A 17,002-nucleotide genomic window follows, 5' to 3' on the forward strand; every position below is an offset into this window, starting at 1 on the left:
AAGATGATTGTCAAGAGTTCCTCTAAAAGTGTATAATAGACGTAAAATACTTTTAGAAGAGGGGAGGCGGCGATATGTCTGAGCATCGACGTAGTCTAGGCGTTTATGAAGATGTCCTAAATCAGTTAAAAGCTAAAGGAATTCGGTTGACGGAATCTCGTAAAGCTGTTATTCGCTATTTGATGATGTCTGATCAACACCCTAGTGCAGATGTGATATATTATGACCTACTCCCTGACAATCCTGGGATGAGTTTGGCGACGGTCTATAACAACCTGAAGGTGTTGGTTGAAGAAGGAATTGTCTCTGAAATCAAGGTTAATAATGATAATACAACCTATTATGATTTTATGGGACATGACCACTTAAACATTGTTTGTGAAAAATGTGGTCACATTACTGACTTAGACTTACCGATTCCGTCTTTCAAGGAAGAGGTAGAATCACAAACTGGATTTCGCATTACTCGTGAACAGATGATTTTACATGGGATTTGCCCGAATTGTCAATAACCTGAGTCTAAATGACTTAGGTCTTTTTTGAAGTATACAATAATCTGTAAAGGTTTTCAAAACTATCTTGTCATGGCAGAAGCTTTTTGCTAAAATATTGCTATGAAAACTTTATATGACGTTCAACAGTTGTTGAAACAGTTTGGCATAGTAGTTTACCTGGGAAAAAGGCTCTATGATATCGAAATGATGAAGATTGAATTAGAAGCCCTCTACCAGAATGGTTTGGTGGACAAGGACAGCTACCTTACTGCTGAAATGATTTTACGACGTGAACATCGCATTGAAATGGAGAAAGAAAATGAGCAAAAAACTCTTGGGAATTGACCTTGGTGGAACAACTGTTAAATTTGGTATTTTGACTTCAGAAGGTGAAGTCCAAGAAAAATGGGCGATTGAAACAAATACGCTTGAAAATGGTCGTCACATCGTCCCTAACATCGTGGAGTCTTTGAAACACCGTTTGGAAATGTACGGACTTACTGCAGAAGATTTCATTGGAATTGGTATGGGTTCTCCAGGAGCTGTTAATCGTGAAAATAAAACGGTCACTGGTGCTTTCAACTTGAACTGGGCAGAAACTCAAGAAGTTGGATCTGTCATCGAAAAAGAACTCGGTATTCCATTTGCAATTGATAATGATGCTAACGTTGCTGCCCTCGGTGAACGTTGGGTTGGTGCTGGTGCTAACAATCCTGATGTTGTCTTTGTGACATTAGGAACAGGAGTTGGTGGCGGCGTTATCGCTGATGGTAACTTGATCCATGGTGTTGGCGGTGCTGGTGGTGAAATTGGCCACATTATCGTTGAGCCTGAAACAGGATTTGAATGTACTTGCGGAAACAAAGGATGCTTGGAAACTGTAGCTTCTGCAACAGGTGTCGTACGTTTGGCACGTCATTTAGCAGAAGGATATGAAGGTGACTCTTCTATTAAAGCTGCTGTAGATAATGGTGAGCAAGTAACAAGTAAAGATATTTTCGTTGCCGCTGCCGAAGGCGACAAGTTTGCCGATAGCATCGTTGACAAGGTCTCTGAATACCTAGGACTTGCAACAGCAAATATCTCAAATATTCTTAACCCAGATTCAGTTGTCATCGGTGGTGGTGTTTCAGCAGCTGGTGAATTCTTGCGTAGCCGTGTCGAAGGATACTTTACACGTTATGCATTCCCACAAGTTCGCCGTACAACAAAAGTGAAATTAGCAGAGCTTGGAAATGATGCTGGTATCATCGGAGCTGCTAGCCTTGCACTTACAATTGATAACTAATGAATGACAGAAGGTGTGTCTGACCAATTATAGGTGGACAGCACCTTTTTCTTGTTGAAAAACGTTTACAATCAGCTGAGCTCTGCCATTTTGTTGAAAATGTGGTATACTTTAAAAGTTGAAATAAAAATTAAAGAGGAAAAAATGACTAAACTTAGAGAAGATATCCGTAACGTAGCCATCATTGCCCACGTTGACCACGGTAAAACAACACTTGTTGATGAATTGTTGAAACAATCACACACTCTTGACGAGCGTAAAGAGCTTGATGAGCGTGCAATGGACTCAAACGATCTTGAAAAAGAACGTGGAATTACCATCCTTGCCAAAAATACAGCCGTTGCTTATAACGGTACGCGTATCAACATCATGGATACACCAGGTCACGCGGACTTTGGTGGAGAAGTTGAACGTATCATGAAAATGGTTGATGGGGTTGTCCTTGTTGTCGATGCCTATGAAGGTACAATGCCTCAAACACGTTTTGTGTTGAAAAAAGCGCTTGAGCAAAACTTGACACCTATCGTTGTTGTTAACAAGATTGATAAACCATCAGCTCGTCCTGAAGAAGTTGTTGATGAAGTTCTTGAACTCTTCATCGAGCTTGGTGCCGATGATGATCAGTTGGAATTCCCAGTTGTGTATGCTTCAGCGATTAACGGAACATCATCATTGTCAGATAACCCTGCTGATCAAGAGCACACTATGGCTCCAATCTTTGACACTATTATTGACCACATCCCAGCTCCTGTAGATAACTCAGATGAGCCTCTTCAATTCCAAGTGTCACTTCTTGACTACAATGATTTCGTTGGACGTATCGGTATTGGACGTATCTTCCGTGGAACTGTAAAAGTTGGTGACCAAGTTACCCTTTCAAAACTTGATGGAACAACAAAGAACTTCCGTGTTACAAAACTTTTCGGTTTCTTTGGTTTGGAACGTCGTGAAATTGAAGAAGCAAAAGCTGGTGATTTGATTGCCATCTCAGGTATGGAGGACATCTTTGTTGGTGAAACAATTACACCAACTGATGCTGTTGAACCATTGCCAGTTCTTCGTATTGACGAACCAACACTTCAAATGACTTTCTTGGCTAATAACTCACCATTTGCAGGTCGTGAAGGTAAACACGTGACATCACGTAAGGTTGAAGAGCGTCTTTTGGCAGAGTTGCAAACAGACGTATCTCTTCGTGTTGATCCAACTGATTCACCAGATAAATGGACTGTCTCAGGTCGTGGGGAATTGCACTTGTCAATCCTTATCGAAACAATGCGTCGTGAAGGATACGAACTTCAAGTATCTCGTCCAGAAGTTATCATCAAAGAAATTGATGGTGTGAAATGTGAGCCATTTGAACGTGTTCAAATTGATACTCCAGAAGAGTACCAAGGTTCTATCATCCAAGCTCTTTCAGAGCGTAAAGGTGATATGCTTGATATGCAAATGGTTGGTAACGGTCAAACACGTCTTATCTTCCTAGTACCAGCTCGTGGTCTTATCGGATTCTCAACTGAATTCTTGTCTATGACACGTGGTTACGGTATCATGAACCATACCTTCGACCAATACTTGCCAGTTGTTGCTGGTGAAATTGGTGGACGTCACCGTGGTGCCCTCGTATCTATCGATACAGGTAAAGCGACAACTTACTCAATCATGCGTATTGAAGAACGCGGTACAATCTTTGTTAACCCAGGTACTGAAGTTTATGAAGGTATGATTGTTGGTGAAAATGCTCGTGAAAATGACCTTGGTGTCAATATCACTACAGCAAAACAAATGACAAACGTGCGTTCAGCAACTAAGGACCAAACGGCTGTTATCAAGACTCCACGTATCTTGACTCTTGAAGAATCACTTGAATTCTTGGATGACGATGAGTACATGGAAGTAACGCCTGAATCTATCCGCTTGCGTAAACAAATTTTGAATAAAGCAGAGCGTGATAAAGCCAATAAACGTAAGAAAAAAGCAGCAGAAGCTGAATAATATATAGAGAGGAGAAGAGATGTTTTATCTGATTGTTGCTATATTGATTGCATCATTCTATTTCTTTATTGCACCAAAGTCGGTAAAAAACACCATGAATCTTCTCTTTGTCATGGCTACCTTAGCATTGCTCCTACTTTTAGCAGTGCTATCAATCATTAAATTCTTCAGTTTACCTGGTGAGTTCTTTGTTACGGTGGGAATGCTTGTATTGAGCTATTTCACCTTGAAAGATTTTTTCGCTATGTCAGAGCTTAATCATGAAAAAGCTGAACATGAAGATAAATAAGTAGTATGAGATTAAAAGTCAATCGAATAGATTGGCTTTTTCTTTTGCCAAGAAGAGGTAACTCCTTGAAATAGCTTGGGATAAAGGGTAAAATGATTATGATACAATTTGAGAGAATGGACGAATTATGAAATCAGTAACACAATTTGAAAATAAAAAAGTTTTGGTCCTTGGTTTGGCTAAATCTGGTGAAGCAGCTGCCCGCCTATTGGCTAAGTTGGGTGCTATTGTCACAGTAAATGATGGGAAACCATTTGAGGAAAACCCATCAGCACAGGCGCTTCTTGAAGAAGGAATTAAGGTTGTCTGTGGCGGGCATCCTCTTGAACTTTTGGATGAAAATTTTGAATTAATGGTGAAAAATCCTGGAATTCGTTATGACAATCCAATGGTAGCTCGTGCACTTGAAAAAGGCATTCCTGTTTGGACTGAAGTGGAATTAGCTTACCTAGTATCTGAAGCACCTATTATCGGTATTACAGGCTCAAATGGTAAGACAACAACGACAACTATGATTGCTGATGTCCTAAACCATGGTGGCAAATCGGGTGTCTTGTCTGGAAATATCGGTTTCCCTGCATCAGAAGTTGCACAGTCAGTAACTGATCAAGATATCTTAGTTATGGAATTGTCTTCTTTCCAATTGATGGGGATTGATAGCTTCCATCCACATATTGCTGTGATTACTAACTTGATGCCGACACATATTGACTATCATGGTAGTTTTGAAGAATATGTGGCTGCCAAATGGAATATTCAAAATCAGATGACTGCGGATGATTTTGTTGTTTTGAACTTCAATCAAGACTTGGCTAAGGAATTAGCTACACAAACTAAAGCACAAGTAGTACCATTCTCAACAGTGGAAAAAGTAGATGGTGCCTATCTTGAAAATGGTGACCTCTACTTCAAAGGTGAATTGGTGATGCAAGCTGATGAGATTGGTGTTCCTGGTAGTCACAATGTTGAAAATGCCTTGGCAACTATAGCTGTAGCAAAATTGTCAGGTATCTCAAACCAAGCTATCAAGGAAACGCTCGCAAGCTTTGGTGGGGTTAAGCACCGTCTCCAATTCGTTGACACTATCAATGAAGTAAGATTCTACAATGACAGTAAGTCAACAAATATTTTAGCGACACAAAAAGCACTTTCTGGTTTTGATAATAGTAAAGTCATTTTGATTGCTGGCGGTTTGGACCGTGGTAATGAATTTGATGAACTCATTCCTGACATTACTGGTCTTAAGAAAATGGTGATTTTAGGGGAATCTGCTCCTCGTGTCAAACGTGCTGCTGATAAAGCGGGCGTGACTTATGTCGACGCCAAAGATGTGGCAGATGCGACACGTATTGCTTTTGATCAAGCCAGTGCAGGAGATGTTGTCTTGTTGAGCCCTGCAAATGCAAGCTGGGATATGTACAAGAATTTCGAAGTGCGTGGTGACGAATTTATCACAACTGTTGAGCAATTGAAGGGATAGTCTATGGCAAAAGCGAAAAAGATTGTTTTTACCGGTGGTGGAACCGTTGGACATGTGACTTTAAATCTTATCTTAATTCCAAAATTTCTCAAAGATGGATGGGAAGTGCACTATATCGGTGACAAGCACGGGATTGAACATGAGCAGATTGATAAATCTGGCTTAGATGTGACTTTCCATAGTATTGCTACAGGTAAACTACGTCGTTATTTCTCATGGCAAAACATGTTGGATGTCTTTAAAGTTGGTTGGGGGATTCTACAGTCTATTGCAATTGTTGCCAAGATTCGTCCCCAAGCACTCTTTTCAAAAGGTGGCTTTGTCTCAGTGCCACCGGTCATTGCTTCTAAATTATTAGGAGTTCCTGTATATGTGCATGAGTCTGACCTTTCTATGGGCTTGGCCAATAAAATTGCCTATAAATTTGCGACTACTATGTTTACGACTTTTGAACAATCAAAAGGATTGGCGAAGACAAAACATGTAGGTGCTATTACAAAGGTAGGAATGGGGACACCCAATCAGTCTGATGCCCTTGAAAAGATTAAAGAACAGTTTGATGACAACTTAAAAACTGTCCTTTTCATTGGTGGTTCAGCTGGTGCAAAGGTATTTAATGATTTTATTAGTAATACTCCACAACTGACGGAAAAATATAATGTCATTAATATTTCTGGGGACTCTTCATTGAATACCTTAGAACGTCATCTTTATAGAGTTGATTATGTGACAGATTTGTACCAACCTCTTATGGATACGGCAGATTTAGTTGTAACTCGCGGTGGCTCAAATACGATTTTCGAATTGTTGGCTATGAAAAAACTTCATTTAATAATTCCTTTAGGGAAAGAAGCTAGCCGAGGAGACCAACTTGAAAATGCTGCTTATTTTGAACGAAAAGGTTACGCACGTCAATTACAGGAAACAGAATTAAGTTGGGAAACCTTAAATCATGAGCTTGAACAACTTGTTGAACATGCAGAGACTTACAAAGAAGCGATGGCTAAATCTGAGGAAATCACTTCTCCTGATGATTTTTATAACCTATTAGTGACTAGTATTTCAAAAAAATAAAGGAATTTCATGGCAAAAAAGGATCAAGAATCACAAGAAAAACAAGTTCTCACAGAGTGGCAGAAGAGAAACCTCGAATTTTTGAGAAAAAAAGAAACCGAAGATTCTGAAGAATTTGCGAATGGAAAGGTCGTTCATTCACAAGAAGCGACTTCAAATGAGAGCCAGCCACCAGTGAAAAAGAAGGTTAAAAAGAAAAAAAAGACCAAAAGGAAGAAACGAAAAAAAGGTAATACAACTAGTAATATTCCAATTGCACAACAAAATCTTGCAGGACTAGTTGTTTTTATCGCTGCACTCCTAATCGTATTTTCACTTTTCTTTATTTCACCTTGGTCAAAACAAAAGGTTCTCACTGTATCAGGAACAAAAAATGCTTTACCAGAAGATGTGAAAGTTGCAAGTGGTATTCTTGATACAGACTACATTACTCATGTCTTTTTCAACCAAGGAAAGGTTGCATCAACTGTTGAAAAAACCAATGTTTGGGTTAAAAAGGCTACAGTAACATATAGTTTTCCAAATCAATTTAATATTGCAGTAAAAGAATACCCAATCGTGGCTTATCGTCAAACTACAAATGGTTATGTTTCTATTCTTCAAAGTGGTAAGACAGGAGGAACGGTTTCAACTAGCAATCTACCTGATAAATTTATCACTTTAAAAATGGATGACGAGAAGAAAATCGAAGAGTTAGTAAAAGAATTAAATAAACTTGATACAAAAATTAAGAATAATATTCAAATTATTAATCTTACGCCTACTAAAGCAACTTCAGATTTACTAACGATTGAGTTGTATGATGGCAATTCCATTCGTGTTCCTCTTTCTCAATTAACAGTTAAGCTTCCTTACTACGAGAAAATTAAGAGTCAACTTTCAGATGGAAGTATTGTAGATATGGAAGTTGGACTTTATACAACGACTCCTGAAGTTGAATCATCAAAAACTGATGGGGATAAAAAGAAAGACAAAGATAAGACTGATAAAAAAGAAGAAAATGCAACTTCTGAAGAAGGTCAAGATACTACAACATCAACGGAACAGCATTCTGAAGAAGAAACTAATTCTGAAAATTCAGGTATCCAACCAGAAGAAAAACCAAGTGTTGGTCAGGAAACAACTCTTCGGACTTCCCCTGCTCAAGGCTAATATTGAATAATAAAAAACGTAAAATGCTGACATTTTACGTTTTTTTATGGTACAATAGTATCCGAATAATTCTGTTTTTATACAGTTTACAAAGATATTGAATGGAAAGATTGAGAGGTCGAGTGAATGGCTAGAGATGGCTTTTTTACAGGATTAGATATAGGAACTAGCTCGATTAAGGTTCTTGTTGCTGAGTTTATTGATGGATCAATGAATGTCATCGGAGTAAGTAATGTTAAGAGTTCTGGTGTGAAAGATGGCATCATTGTTGACATTGACGCTGCAGCGAAATCAATCAAAACAGCTATTGAACAAGCAGAAGAAAAAGCTGGGATTGTTATTGAGCAAGTGAACGTTGGGCTTCCAGCTAATCTTCTTCAAATTGAGCCTACACAAGGTATGATTCCAGTAACAAGTGAATCAAAAGAAATCAAAGATGAAGATGTTGAAAGTGTTGTTCGCTCAGCCTTGACAAAGAGCATTACACCTGAGCGTGAGGTTATCTCACTAGTTCCTGAAGAGTTTATTGTTGATGGCTTCCAAGGAATTCGTGATCCTCGTGGAATGATGGGGATTCGTCTTGAAATGAGAGGTCTCATTTACACAGGTCCAACAACAATTCTTCACAACCTTCGTAAGACAGTTGAACGTGCGGGTATTCAAGTAGAGAATATTATCATCTCTCCTCTTGCTATGACACGTGCTGTACTAAATGAAGGTGAACGTGAGTTTGGTGCTACTGTTATTGATATGGGTGGCGGTCAAACAACTGTTGCAAGCATGCGTGCTCAAGAACTTCAATTTACCAATATTTATTCTGAAGGTGGCGAGTACATCACTAAAGATATTTCAAAAGTTTTGAAGACTTCAATGCAGATTGCTGAAGCGCTTAAGTTCAATTTTGGTAATGCAGATATTGAAGAAGCAAGCGAAACAGAAACTGTCCAAGTAGAAGTTGTAGGTGAGAATTCACCAGTTGAGATTACAGAAAAATACCTTGCTGAGATTATCTCAGCTCGTGTGAAGCATATCCTTGATAGAGTTAAACAAGACTTGACTCGAGGACGTCTACTTGATTTGCCTGGTGGCATTGTCCTTGTAGGTGGAACAGCCATCATGCCAGGTGTGGTTGAAGTTGCTCAAGAAATTTTTGAGACAAATGTTAAACTTTACGTGCCAAATCAAGTTGGTATTCGTAATCCAATGTTTGCAAATGTGATTAGTCTTGTTGAGTATGTTGGTCTTCTTACAGAAGTTGATATCATCGCACAACAGGCTGTGTCTGGTGAAGAGTATCTTCGTCGTAAACCAATCGACAATGAGGCTCCTGCCTTGAGTTTTGATAGAACTCCTACTCCAGCACCTCGAGTGGCTCCTCAGCCAAATCCTGTTCCAGTTGAGAACACCATTGAGGTACCTCTGCCAGTTGAAGAAGAAAATCATGAACAAAAACAAAAACTTGGTGATCGTGTTCGTGGTATTTTCGGCAGTATGTTTGATTAATTGAATCTAGTAAAAGCGAGGAAATAAAATGAGTTTTTCATTTGATAGCGCATCAGTTCAAGGTGCGGTAATTAAAGTTATCGGTGTCGGTGGAGGTGGCGGAAACGCCATCAACCGAATGATTGAAGAAGGTCTTGCTGGTGTTGAATTTATTGCAGCTAATACTGATATTCAAGCACTCAGCTCTTCTAAAGCAGAAACAGTAATCCAATTGGGTCCTAAATTGACTCGTGGCCTTGGTGCCGGAGGTCAACCTGAAGTTGGTCGTAAGGCAGCTGAAGAAAGTGAAGAAACACTTACAGAAGCACTTACAGGAGCTGATATGGTCTTTATCACTGCTGGTATGGGTGGTGGCTCTGGTACAGGGGCAGCACCAGTTATTGCACGTATTGCGAAAAGCTTGGGTGCATTGACAGTTGCAGTTGTGACACGTCCATTTGGATTTGAAGGTAACAAGCGTGGTGCCTTCGCTGTCGAAGGTATTCAAGAGTTGCGTGAGCAAGTTGATACCCTTCTTATTATCTCTAACAATAACCTTCTTGAAATCGTTGACAAGAAAACACCACTTCTTGAAGCTCTTAGTGAAGCAGATAATGTTCTTCGTCAAGGGGTCCAAGGTATTACAGACCTTATCACTAACCCAGGTTTGATTAACCTCGACTTTGCCGATGTGAAAACAGTTATGGCAAATAAAGGTAATGCACTTATGGGTATTGGTATTGGTTCAGGTGAAGAACGTATTGTTGAAGCTGCGCGCAAAGCAATCTATTCACCACTTCTTGAAACTACTATTGATGGTGCAGAAGATGTTATCGTTAACGTAACTGGTGGTCTTGATATGACGCTTACAGAAGCAGAAGAAGCATCTGAAATTGTTGGTCAAGCAGCTGGTAGCGGTGTTAACATTTGGCTTGGTACATCAATCGATGATACATTGAAAGATGAAATCCGTGTAACTGTTGTTGCAACTGGAGTTCGTCAAGATCGTGCTGAAAAAGTATCTGGTATGAAAGCTCAGCCACGTAAAGTGACTACAGCTCCTTCACAACCATCAGCTCCTACTCAGCAAGTTGCTCAAGAAGAGCAACGTCCAGTTTCTCAACCTTCATTTGAACGTCAACCAAATTTTGACTATAATGAAACACCTTCAATGCCTCAAGCAGGAGTTCGTCCTGCAGCCGCAGCTCCTCAACAAGAGCAGTCAGCTTTTGGTAATTGGGATTTGAGACGTGATAATATCTCTCGTCCTGAAACTGGTCAACTAGATAGTCAATTGACTATGTCTACATTCTCAAGTGATGTTGAAGATGATGATGAATTGGAGACACCACCATTCTTTAAAAATCGTTAATAATGACTATAGAAGAGAATAAAAATAATGTTTATCAAGCGGTAAAAAGAGCTTGTGAAAAGGCTAATCGCTCTAGCGATGACGTCAATATTATTGCCGTAACCAAATATGTTTCAAGTGATGTCGCTGAAGAATTGGTTAAAACGGGAATCAAGCACATTGCTGAAAATCGCGTTGATAAATTCCTAGATAAGTATCAAGCTTTAAAAAATTATGATTTGACTTGGCACCTTATTGGTACCTTGCAACGTCGTAAAGTAAAGGATGTTATTAATTTAGTTGATTATTTTCATGCTTTGGATTCTGTTAAATTGGCAGAGGAAATTCAAAAGCGTGCCGATTACACCATTAATTGCTTCCTACAAGTTAATGTTTCAGGTGAAGAGTCAAAACATGGTTTTTCACCTGAAGAACTTGATACTGTTCTAAAACAAATTGAAAATCTTGATAAAATTTGTATAGTTGGACTCATGACTATGGCTCCAATTGATGCAGATGCTCAAGAACTTGATAAGATTTTTGCTGAGACAAATGAACTTAGACAATCAATTCAAGAGAAAAAACTAAAGAATGTTCCTTGTGATCAGTTAAGCATGGGGATGAGTCGAGACTATGACATGGCTATTCAGAATGGATCAACCTTTGTCAGAATAGGCAGTGCATTCTTTAAAGAGAACGGAGAATAACCTTATGGCATTAAAAGACGCAATTGATAAAATTGTTTCATATTTTGATACCGACGAAGTAACAGATTATGAAGATGCTGCTAAAGAAGAGGCTAAAGAACGTCCAGTGAAAGCACAGAAACCTGTGCAGACACCACCTCCTCGTCAGCAACGTCAACCTGAGCGTTCTCAGGCAACAGTCCCTCCTCGTCGCCAACATGTTCATTCAGACTTACAGGAAACTCAAGTCCTTCGTAGTTTACCTCTGAGTCGTTCACAAGCAAATCAGGGACCACAACAGATGAATACAACTAAAACAACAATTGCAATTAAATATCCTAAAAAGTATGAAGATGCTCAGGAAATTGTAGAACTATTGATTGAAAACGAATGTGTTTTAATCGATTTTCAATATATGTTGGAAGCGCAAGCTCGTCGTTGTCTTGACTTTATTGATGGTGCTAGCAAGGTACTTACAGGCAACTTGCAAAAAGTTGGCTCTTCAATGTATTTGCTTACGCCAATTAATGTCGTTGTTGACATCGAAGAGATTGGGTTGGCTCATGGCAACCAAGAAGCTAATTTTGACTTCGACATGAAGAGACGTTAAGCGATGTCTGTATTACTTTATGTTATTTGGGCACGTGTTGTTAACGTGATAGAGATTCTTCTTGTAGTCTATGCTTTGTTGTCCTGGTTTCCAGGAGCTTATGATACTAGCCTTGGAAGAATCATTAGACAAATTGTTCAACCGATTCTCGCACCATTTCGTCGCCTGAATTTATCTTTTGCTGGTATTGATTTTTCAATATTGGTAATTGTACTTCTACTAAACTTTTCACTTAGAATTCTTAGATTTATTCTACTCTGATGTCAGATATTAAAAATATTGAACAGCATTACTCGTTAGATGAACGCCCTTTTCTAGAGAAGGTTAGGGGATTTTGTCAATTAGTTGATGAAAGGTACAGTCCTTACTTAACTGATTTCTTGAATCCTCGTGAAATTCAGATTGTTGAAGAGTTAGCTCATTACTACAATTTAAAATTTTTTGTGAGTTCTACTCCTGAATCTGAAGAATATGGAAGAGTTATTCTTGCTCCCGAATATTACGAGCTTGATGACGAAGACTTTGAAATTAAACGCCTAGAAATCTCTTATGCGAGACAGTTCAATAAATTGACACACCCAAAAGTTTTGGGAGCACTGATTAATCAACTTGGTCTTGATCGTCAAGTATTTGGAGATATTATTCTTGATGAAGAAGGACGTGTTCAATTTTCCATTGCTTCTCATTTAGCAAGTTATGCGATAATGACGATTACTAAGATTGGAAATGTTTCGGTTACTCTAAAAGAAGTAAGCAAAGACGATTGGATTTCAAATCAAGAAAACTATTCACAATCTTTTGTTTTACTTTCCAGTATGCGTCTTGATAATGTGTTGGCGACGGTACTAAACCTATCCCGTTCTAACGCCTTAAAACTTATTGCTTCTGGAAAAGTTAAATTAAATTATAGACAAATTGAGAAGGCTAATCAGACGGTTATGATTGGTGATATGATTTCGGTTAGAGGTTATGGTCGATTTCGACTAGCTCAACAAGACGGATTTTCAAAGTCCGGGAAAGCTAAAATCGTTATTGAAAGTCTGTTAAGACGGAGAAAAAAGTAGTTATTTAATTTAAACCATCAGATATGGTAATGAAAAATAAAGGAGGCCTGTAATGGCTATTACAGCACTTGATATTAAAGATAAACAGTTTACAACTAAATTTCGTGGATATAATGAGCAAGAAGTTGATGAATTTCTTGATATTATTGTAGATGATTACGAAGATTTGGTTCGTGATAATCGTGAACTTGCTGCTCGTGTAAAAGAGCTTGAAGAAAAATTGGCTTATTTTGATGAAATGAAAGAATCATTGAGTCAATCAGTTATTTTGGCTCAAGAAACAGCTGAAAAAGTTAAAGCTTCAGCGGCTGACGAATCAGCTAACTTGATTAATAAGGCTAACTTCAATGCTACTCATTTGGTTGAAGAAGCTAAATCTAAGGCATCTGAAATTCTTCGTGATGCAACAGATGAAGCCAAACGTGTTGCCATCGAAACGGAAGAACTTAAACGTCAAAGTCGTGTCTTCCACCAACGCCTATTGGCTGCAGTTGAAGGTCAGCTTAGCCTAGCAAGTGCTCCAGAATGGGGTGAATTGTTGCAACCAACAGCTATTTATCTTCAAAATTCAGATGCTGCCTTTAAAGAAGTTGTTGAAAAAGTTTTGGATGAGCATGTACCTGATTCAAATGATGCAGCTTCATTTGATGCAACTCGTCAATTCACTCCTGATGAAATGGCTGAACTTCAACGTCGTGTTGCTGAAAGTAATAAGCAAGTTGAAGATTTCTCTAGTCCAGAAGTTGATGAAACAAACGAAGTGGTTTCAACTCCTGTTGATTTTGGTATTCCAGATACTTTCGAGAGTGAAGTAGCAGATTTCCCAACTTCAGCACCAGTAGATGAAGATTTTGATTTGCAACCTGAGTCAACAGGTGAAATTAATCTTAACGAAACACAAACGTTTAAATTGAATATTAGCGAATAAGAAAAATACAACTTACCAAGTATATTAACAGCGAGTGGGAGATGGTGTGAGTCCCACATTCCCTATTTGGATAGTTATCATTTTCAAGCATTCTAACTGAACTAAGTAAGTTAGAAGGATGGTCCTCCTTACGGACATATGAGGGAGCAAATGTTTTTTTGCTCTGAATTAAGGTGGTACCACGAGCTTTCGTCCTTTTTGATGAAGGCTCTTTTTATTTAGTAAATTAATTTAAAGAGGAGATATAATGAAACTCAAAGAAACCTTAAATCTAGGTAAGACAGCTTTTCCAATGCGAGCTGGACTTCCTAACAAAGAACCAATCTGGCAAAAAGAGTGGGAAGATGCTAAGATGTATCAACGTCGTCAAGAGTTGAACCAAGGTAAACCTCACTTCACTCTTCATGATGGTCCTCCGTATGCCAATGGTAATATTCACGTTGGACATGCGATGAATAAAATTTCTAAGGATATCATTGTTCGTTCAAAATCAATGTCTGGTTTCTATGCTCCTTACGTTCCTGGTTGGGATACGCATGGTCTTCCAATTGAGCAAGTGTTGGCAAAACAAGGTGTGAAACGTAAAGAACTTGATCGTGCTGAATACCTTAAGATGTGTCGTGATTATGCACTTTCACAAGTTGACAAACAACGTGAAGATTTCAAACGTCTTGGTGTTTCGGCTGATTGGGATAACCCATATGTTACTTTGACACCAGACTATGAGGCTGCACAAATCCGTGTATTTGGTGAGATGGCTAAAAAAGGTTACATCTATCAAGGTGCAAAACCAGTTTATTGGTCATGGTCATCAGAATCAGCACTTGCTGAAGCTGAAATCGAGTACCATGATTTAGTTTCAACTTCACTTTACTATGCCAATAAGGTTAAGGATGGTAAAGGAGTACTAGATACAGATACATATATCGTAGTTTGGACAACAACACCATTTACAGTAACAGCTTCACGTGGTTTGACTGTTGGTGCTGATATTGAATATGTTCTCGTAAAACCTGCCGGAGAAGACCGAAAATTTGTCGTTGCTTCTGAATTACTTAATAGTCTTTCAGAGAAGTTCGGTTGGACAGATGTGGAAGTATTTCAGTCATACCGTGGTGAAGAATTGAATCAAATCGTCACTGAACACCCATGGGATACAGAAGTTGATGAGCTTGTTATCCTTGGTGATCACGTAACTACAGATTCAGGTACAGGTATCGTCCATACGGCTCCTGGTTTTGGTGAGGATGACTATAACGTAGGTATTGCTAATGGCCTTGAAGTTGCCGTAACCGTTAATGAGCGTGGTATCATGATGGAAAATGCTGGCCCTGATTTTGAAGGTCAGTTCTACGATAAAGTGGCGCCAATCGTTATGGAAAAACTTGGTGATTTGCTCCTTGCTAAAGAAGAAATCTCACACTCATACCCATTTGACTGGCGTACGAAGAAACCAATCATTTGGCGGGCTGTGCCACAATGGTTTGCCTCTGTTTCTAAATTCCGTCAAGAGATTTTGGATGAGATTGAAAAAGTTAAATTCCATTCTGAGTGGGGTAAAGTTCGTCTTTACAACATGATTCGTGACCGTGGTGACTGGGTAATCTCTCGTCAGCGTGCTTGGGGTGTGCCACTCCCAATCTTCTATGCTGAAGATAAAACACCAATCATGACTGAAGAAACAATCGAACATGTGGCTAAACTTTTCGAAGAGCATGGTTCAGTTATCTGGTGGGAACGTGATGCCAAAGATCTTCTTCCAGAAGGCTTTACACATCCAGGTTCACCAAACGGAGAGTTTACTAAAGAAACTGACATTATGGACGTATGGTTTGACTCAGGTTCATCATGGAATGGTGTCGTTGTTAACCGTCCTGAGTTGACTTATCCAGCTGACCTCTATCTCGAAGGTTCAGACCAATATCGTGGATGGTTTAACTCCTCACTTATCACATCTGTTGCTAATAATGGTGTTGCACCATACAAACAACTCTTGTCTCAAGGTTTTGCGCTTGATGGTAAGGGTGAAAAGATGTCTAAATCCCTCGGTAATACTATTGCTCCTAGTGATGTTGAGAAACAATTTGGTGCTGAAATTCTGCGTCTTTGGGTAACAAGTGTTGATACAACTAATGACGTTCGTATCTCAATGGATATCCTTAGCCAAGTATCAGAATCTTATCGTAAGATTCGTAACACACTTCGTTTCTTGATTGCTAATACATCTGACTTCAATCCAACAACTGATGCAGTAGCCTTTGAAGACTTGCGTTCTGTAGATCAGTACATGACTATTCGATTTAACCAATTAGTTAAGACTATTCGTGATGCCTATGCAAACTTTGAATTCTTAACTATCTACAAAGCCTTAGTTAACTTTATTAACGTTGAGTTGTCTGCTTTCTATCTTGATTTTGCTAAAGATGTTGTTTACATTGAAAGTGCAGAATCACTTGAACGTCGTCAAATGCAAACAGTCTTCTACGATATTCTTGTCAAGATTACAAAACTATTGACACCAATTCTTCCTCACACTGCAGAAGAAATTTGGTCATATCTTGAATTTGAAACAGAAGACTATGTTCAATTGTCAGAGTTGCCAGAAGCAGAAGAATTCGCTGGTCAAGATGCACTTCTTGAAAAATGGAATGCCTTCATGGATTTCCGTGGCCAAGCTCAAAAAGCTTTGGAAGAAGCGCGTAACGAAAAAGTTATCGGTAAATCGCTTGAAGCTCATTTGACAATCTATCCTGATGCTGAAGTCAAAGAACTTCTTGAAGGTTTGAATACTAACCTTGCTCAACTTTTGATTGTTTCAGCATTGACTATTGCTGAAGGAGATGCTCCTGAGTCTGCTGTAAGCTTTGAAGGTGTAGCATTCACAGTAGAACGTGCTGAAGGTGATGTCTGTGATCGTTGCCGTCGTATCGATCCAACTACCAAAGAACGTAGCTACAATGCGACTATCTGTGATCACTGTGCTAGCATTGTTGAAGAAAACTTTGCTGAAGGTGTAGCAGAAGGTTTTGAAGTAAAAGCAAAATAAAATAAAAAGAGTTCAATTTGAACTCTTTTTCTATTTGTTTTTCGAATATAGTATTGAAGACAA

Annotated in this window: 16 protein-coding genes and 1 other annotated feature; all 16 genes read left to right on the forward strand. The window is 38.9% G+C overall.

Features of this window, described 5'->3' with window-relative positions:
* Positions 1–74: 74 nt before the first annotated feature.
* The 16 genes from HMPREF2979_RS03885 to ileS all read left to right on the forward strand — a co-directional run bounded on the left by HMPREF2979_RS03885 (position 75) and on the right by ileS (position 16,939).
* The gene (locus tag HMPREF2979_RS03885) at positions 75–512 is read left to right on the forward strand and encodes a Fur family transcriptional regulator (protein WP_002884117.1); all 438 of its coding nucleotides are present in this window, start codon (positions 75–77) and stop codon (positions 510–512) included.
* 102 nt (positions 513–614) lie between these two features.
* Positions 615–839 (forward strand): YqgQ family protein, encoded by a 225-nt coding sequence (locus HMPREF2979_RS03890; protein WP_070655234.1) that lies wholly within the window; start codon positions 615–617, stop codon positions 837–839.
* Positions 814–1,782, forward strand: a complete 969-nt coding sequence (locus HMPREF2979_RS03895) for an ROK family glucokinase (protein ID WP_013990790.1) — start codon at positions 814–816, stop codon at positions 1,780–1,782. The genes HMPREF2979_RS03890 and HMPREF2979_RS03895 overlap by 26 nt, the downstream gene beginning before the upstream one ends.
* Positions 1,783–1,926: 144 nt before the next feature.
* Complete coding sequence (gene typA, locus HMPREF2979_RS03900; RefSeq protein WP_002884130.1) at positions 1,927–3,777, forward strand: translational GTPase TypA; 1,851 nt, start codon at positions 1,927–1,929, stop codon at positions 3,775–3,777.
* A 19-nt stretch (positions 3,778–3,796) separates the two neighbouring features.
* Positions 3,797–4,066, forward strand: a complete 270-nt coding sequence (locus tag HMPREF2979_RS03905) for a DUF3165 family protein (RefSeq protein ID WP_002884134.1) — start codon at positions 3,797–3,799, stop codon at positions 4,064–4,066.
* Between the two features lie 127 nt (positions 4,067–4,193).
* Positions 4,194–5,546: a UDP-N-acetylmuramoyl-L-alanine--D-glutamate ligase gene (gene murD / locus HMPREF2979_RS03910; RefSeq protein WP_070655236.1), complete on the forward strand. Its 1,353-nt coding sequence runs from the start codon at positions 4,194–4,196 to the stop codon at positions 5,544–5,546.
* A 3-nt stretch (positions 5,547–5,549) separates the two neighbouring features.
* Complete coding sequence (locus tag HMPREF2979_RS03915) at positions 5,550–6,620, forward strand: UDP-N-acetylglucosamine--N-acetylmuramyl-(pentapeptide) pyrophosphoryl-undecaprenol N-acetylglucosamine transferase (protein ID WP_070655238.1); 1,071 nt, start codon at positions 5,550–5,552, stop codon at positions 6,618–6,620.
* A 9-nt stretch (positions 6,621–6,629) separates the two neighbouring features.
* Positions 6,630–7,772 carry a cell division protein FtsQ/DivIB gene (locus HMPREF2979_RS03920; RefSeq protein WP_070655241.1) on the forward strand — a complete coding sequence of 381 codons (1,143 nt, stop codon included), beginning with the start codon at positions 6,630–6,632 and terminating at the stop codon, positions 7,770–7,772.
* A 126-nt stretch (positions 7,773–7,898) separates the two neighbouring features.
* Complete coding sequence (gene ftsA, locus HMPREF2979_RS03925) at positions 7,899–9,275, forward strand: cell division protein FtsA (protein WP_014633299.1); 1,377 nt, start codon at positions 7,899–7,901, stop codon at positions 9,273–9,275.
* Between the two features lie 28 nt (positions 9,276–9,303).
* Positions 9,304–10,626: a cell division protein FtsZ gene (gene ftsZ / locus HMPREF2979_RS03930; RefSeq protein ID WP_070655243.1), complete on the forward strand. Its 1,323-nt coding sequence runs from the start codon at positions 9,304–9,306 to the stop codon at positions 10,624–10,626.
* Between the two features lie 2 nt (positions 10,627–10,628).
* On the forward strand, positions 10,629–11,312 hold the full coding sequence (locus HMPREF2979_RS03935; RefSeq protein ID WP_070655245.1) for a YggS family pyridoxal phosphate-dependent enzyme: 684 nt from the start codon (positions 10,629–10,631) through the stop codon (positions 11,310–11,312).
* 4 nt (positions 11,313–11,316) lie between these two features.
* Positions 11,317–11,901, forward strand: coding sequence for a cell division protein SepF (locus HMPREF2979_RS03940; RefSeq protein ID WP_038675734.1), 585 nt, complete (start codon positions 11,317–11,319; stop codon positions 11,899–11,901).
* 3 nt (positions 11,902–11,904) lie between these two features.
* Positions 11,905–12,162, forward strand: a complete 258-nt coding sequence (locus HMPREF2979_RS03945) for a YggT family protein (protein ID WP_014634256.1) — start codon at positions 11,905–11,907, stop codon at positions 12,160–12,162.
* On the forward strand, positions 12,162–12,965 hold the full coding sequence (locus HMPREF2979_RS03950; RefSeq protein ID WP_014634257.1) for a YlmH family RNA-binding protein: 804 nt from the start codon (positions 12,162–12,164) through the stop codon (positions 12,963–12,965). The genes HMPREF2979_RS03945 and HMPREF2979_RS03950 overlap by 1 nt, the downstream gene beginning before the upstream one ends.
* Positions 12,966–13,017: 52 nt before the next feature.
* On the forward strand, positions 13,018–13,893 hold the full coding sequence (locus tag HMPREF2979_RS03955) for a DivIVA domain-containing protein (RefSeq protein ID WP_002884119.1): 876 nt from the start codon (positions 13,018–13,020) through the stop codon (positions 13,891–13,893).
* Positions 13,880–14,093, forward strand: a binding site (T-box leader). It overlaps the preceding gene by 14 nt.
* Positions 14,094–14,140: 47 nt before the next feature.
* Positions 14,141–16,939 (forward strand): isoleucine--tRNA ligase, encoded by a 2,799-nt coding sequence (ileS, locus tag HMPREF2979_RS03960; RefSeq protein WP_014634258.1) that lies wholly within the window; start codon positions 14,141–14,143, stop codon positions 16,937–16,939.
* Positions 16,940–17,002 lie beyond the last annotated feature (63 nt).

The organism is Streptococcus sp. HMSC078H12 (assembly GCF_001814615.1).
Taxonomy (GTDB): Bacteria; Bacillota; Bacilli; order Lactobacillales; family Streptococcaceae; genus Streptococcus; species Streptococcus salivarius_F.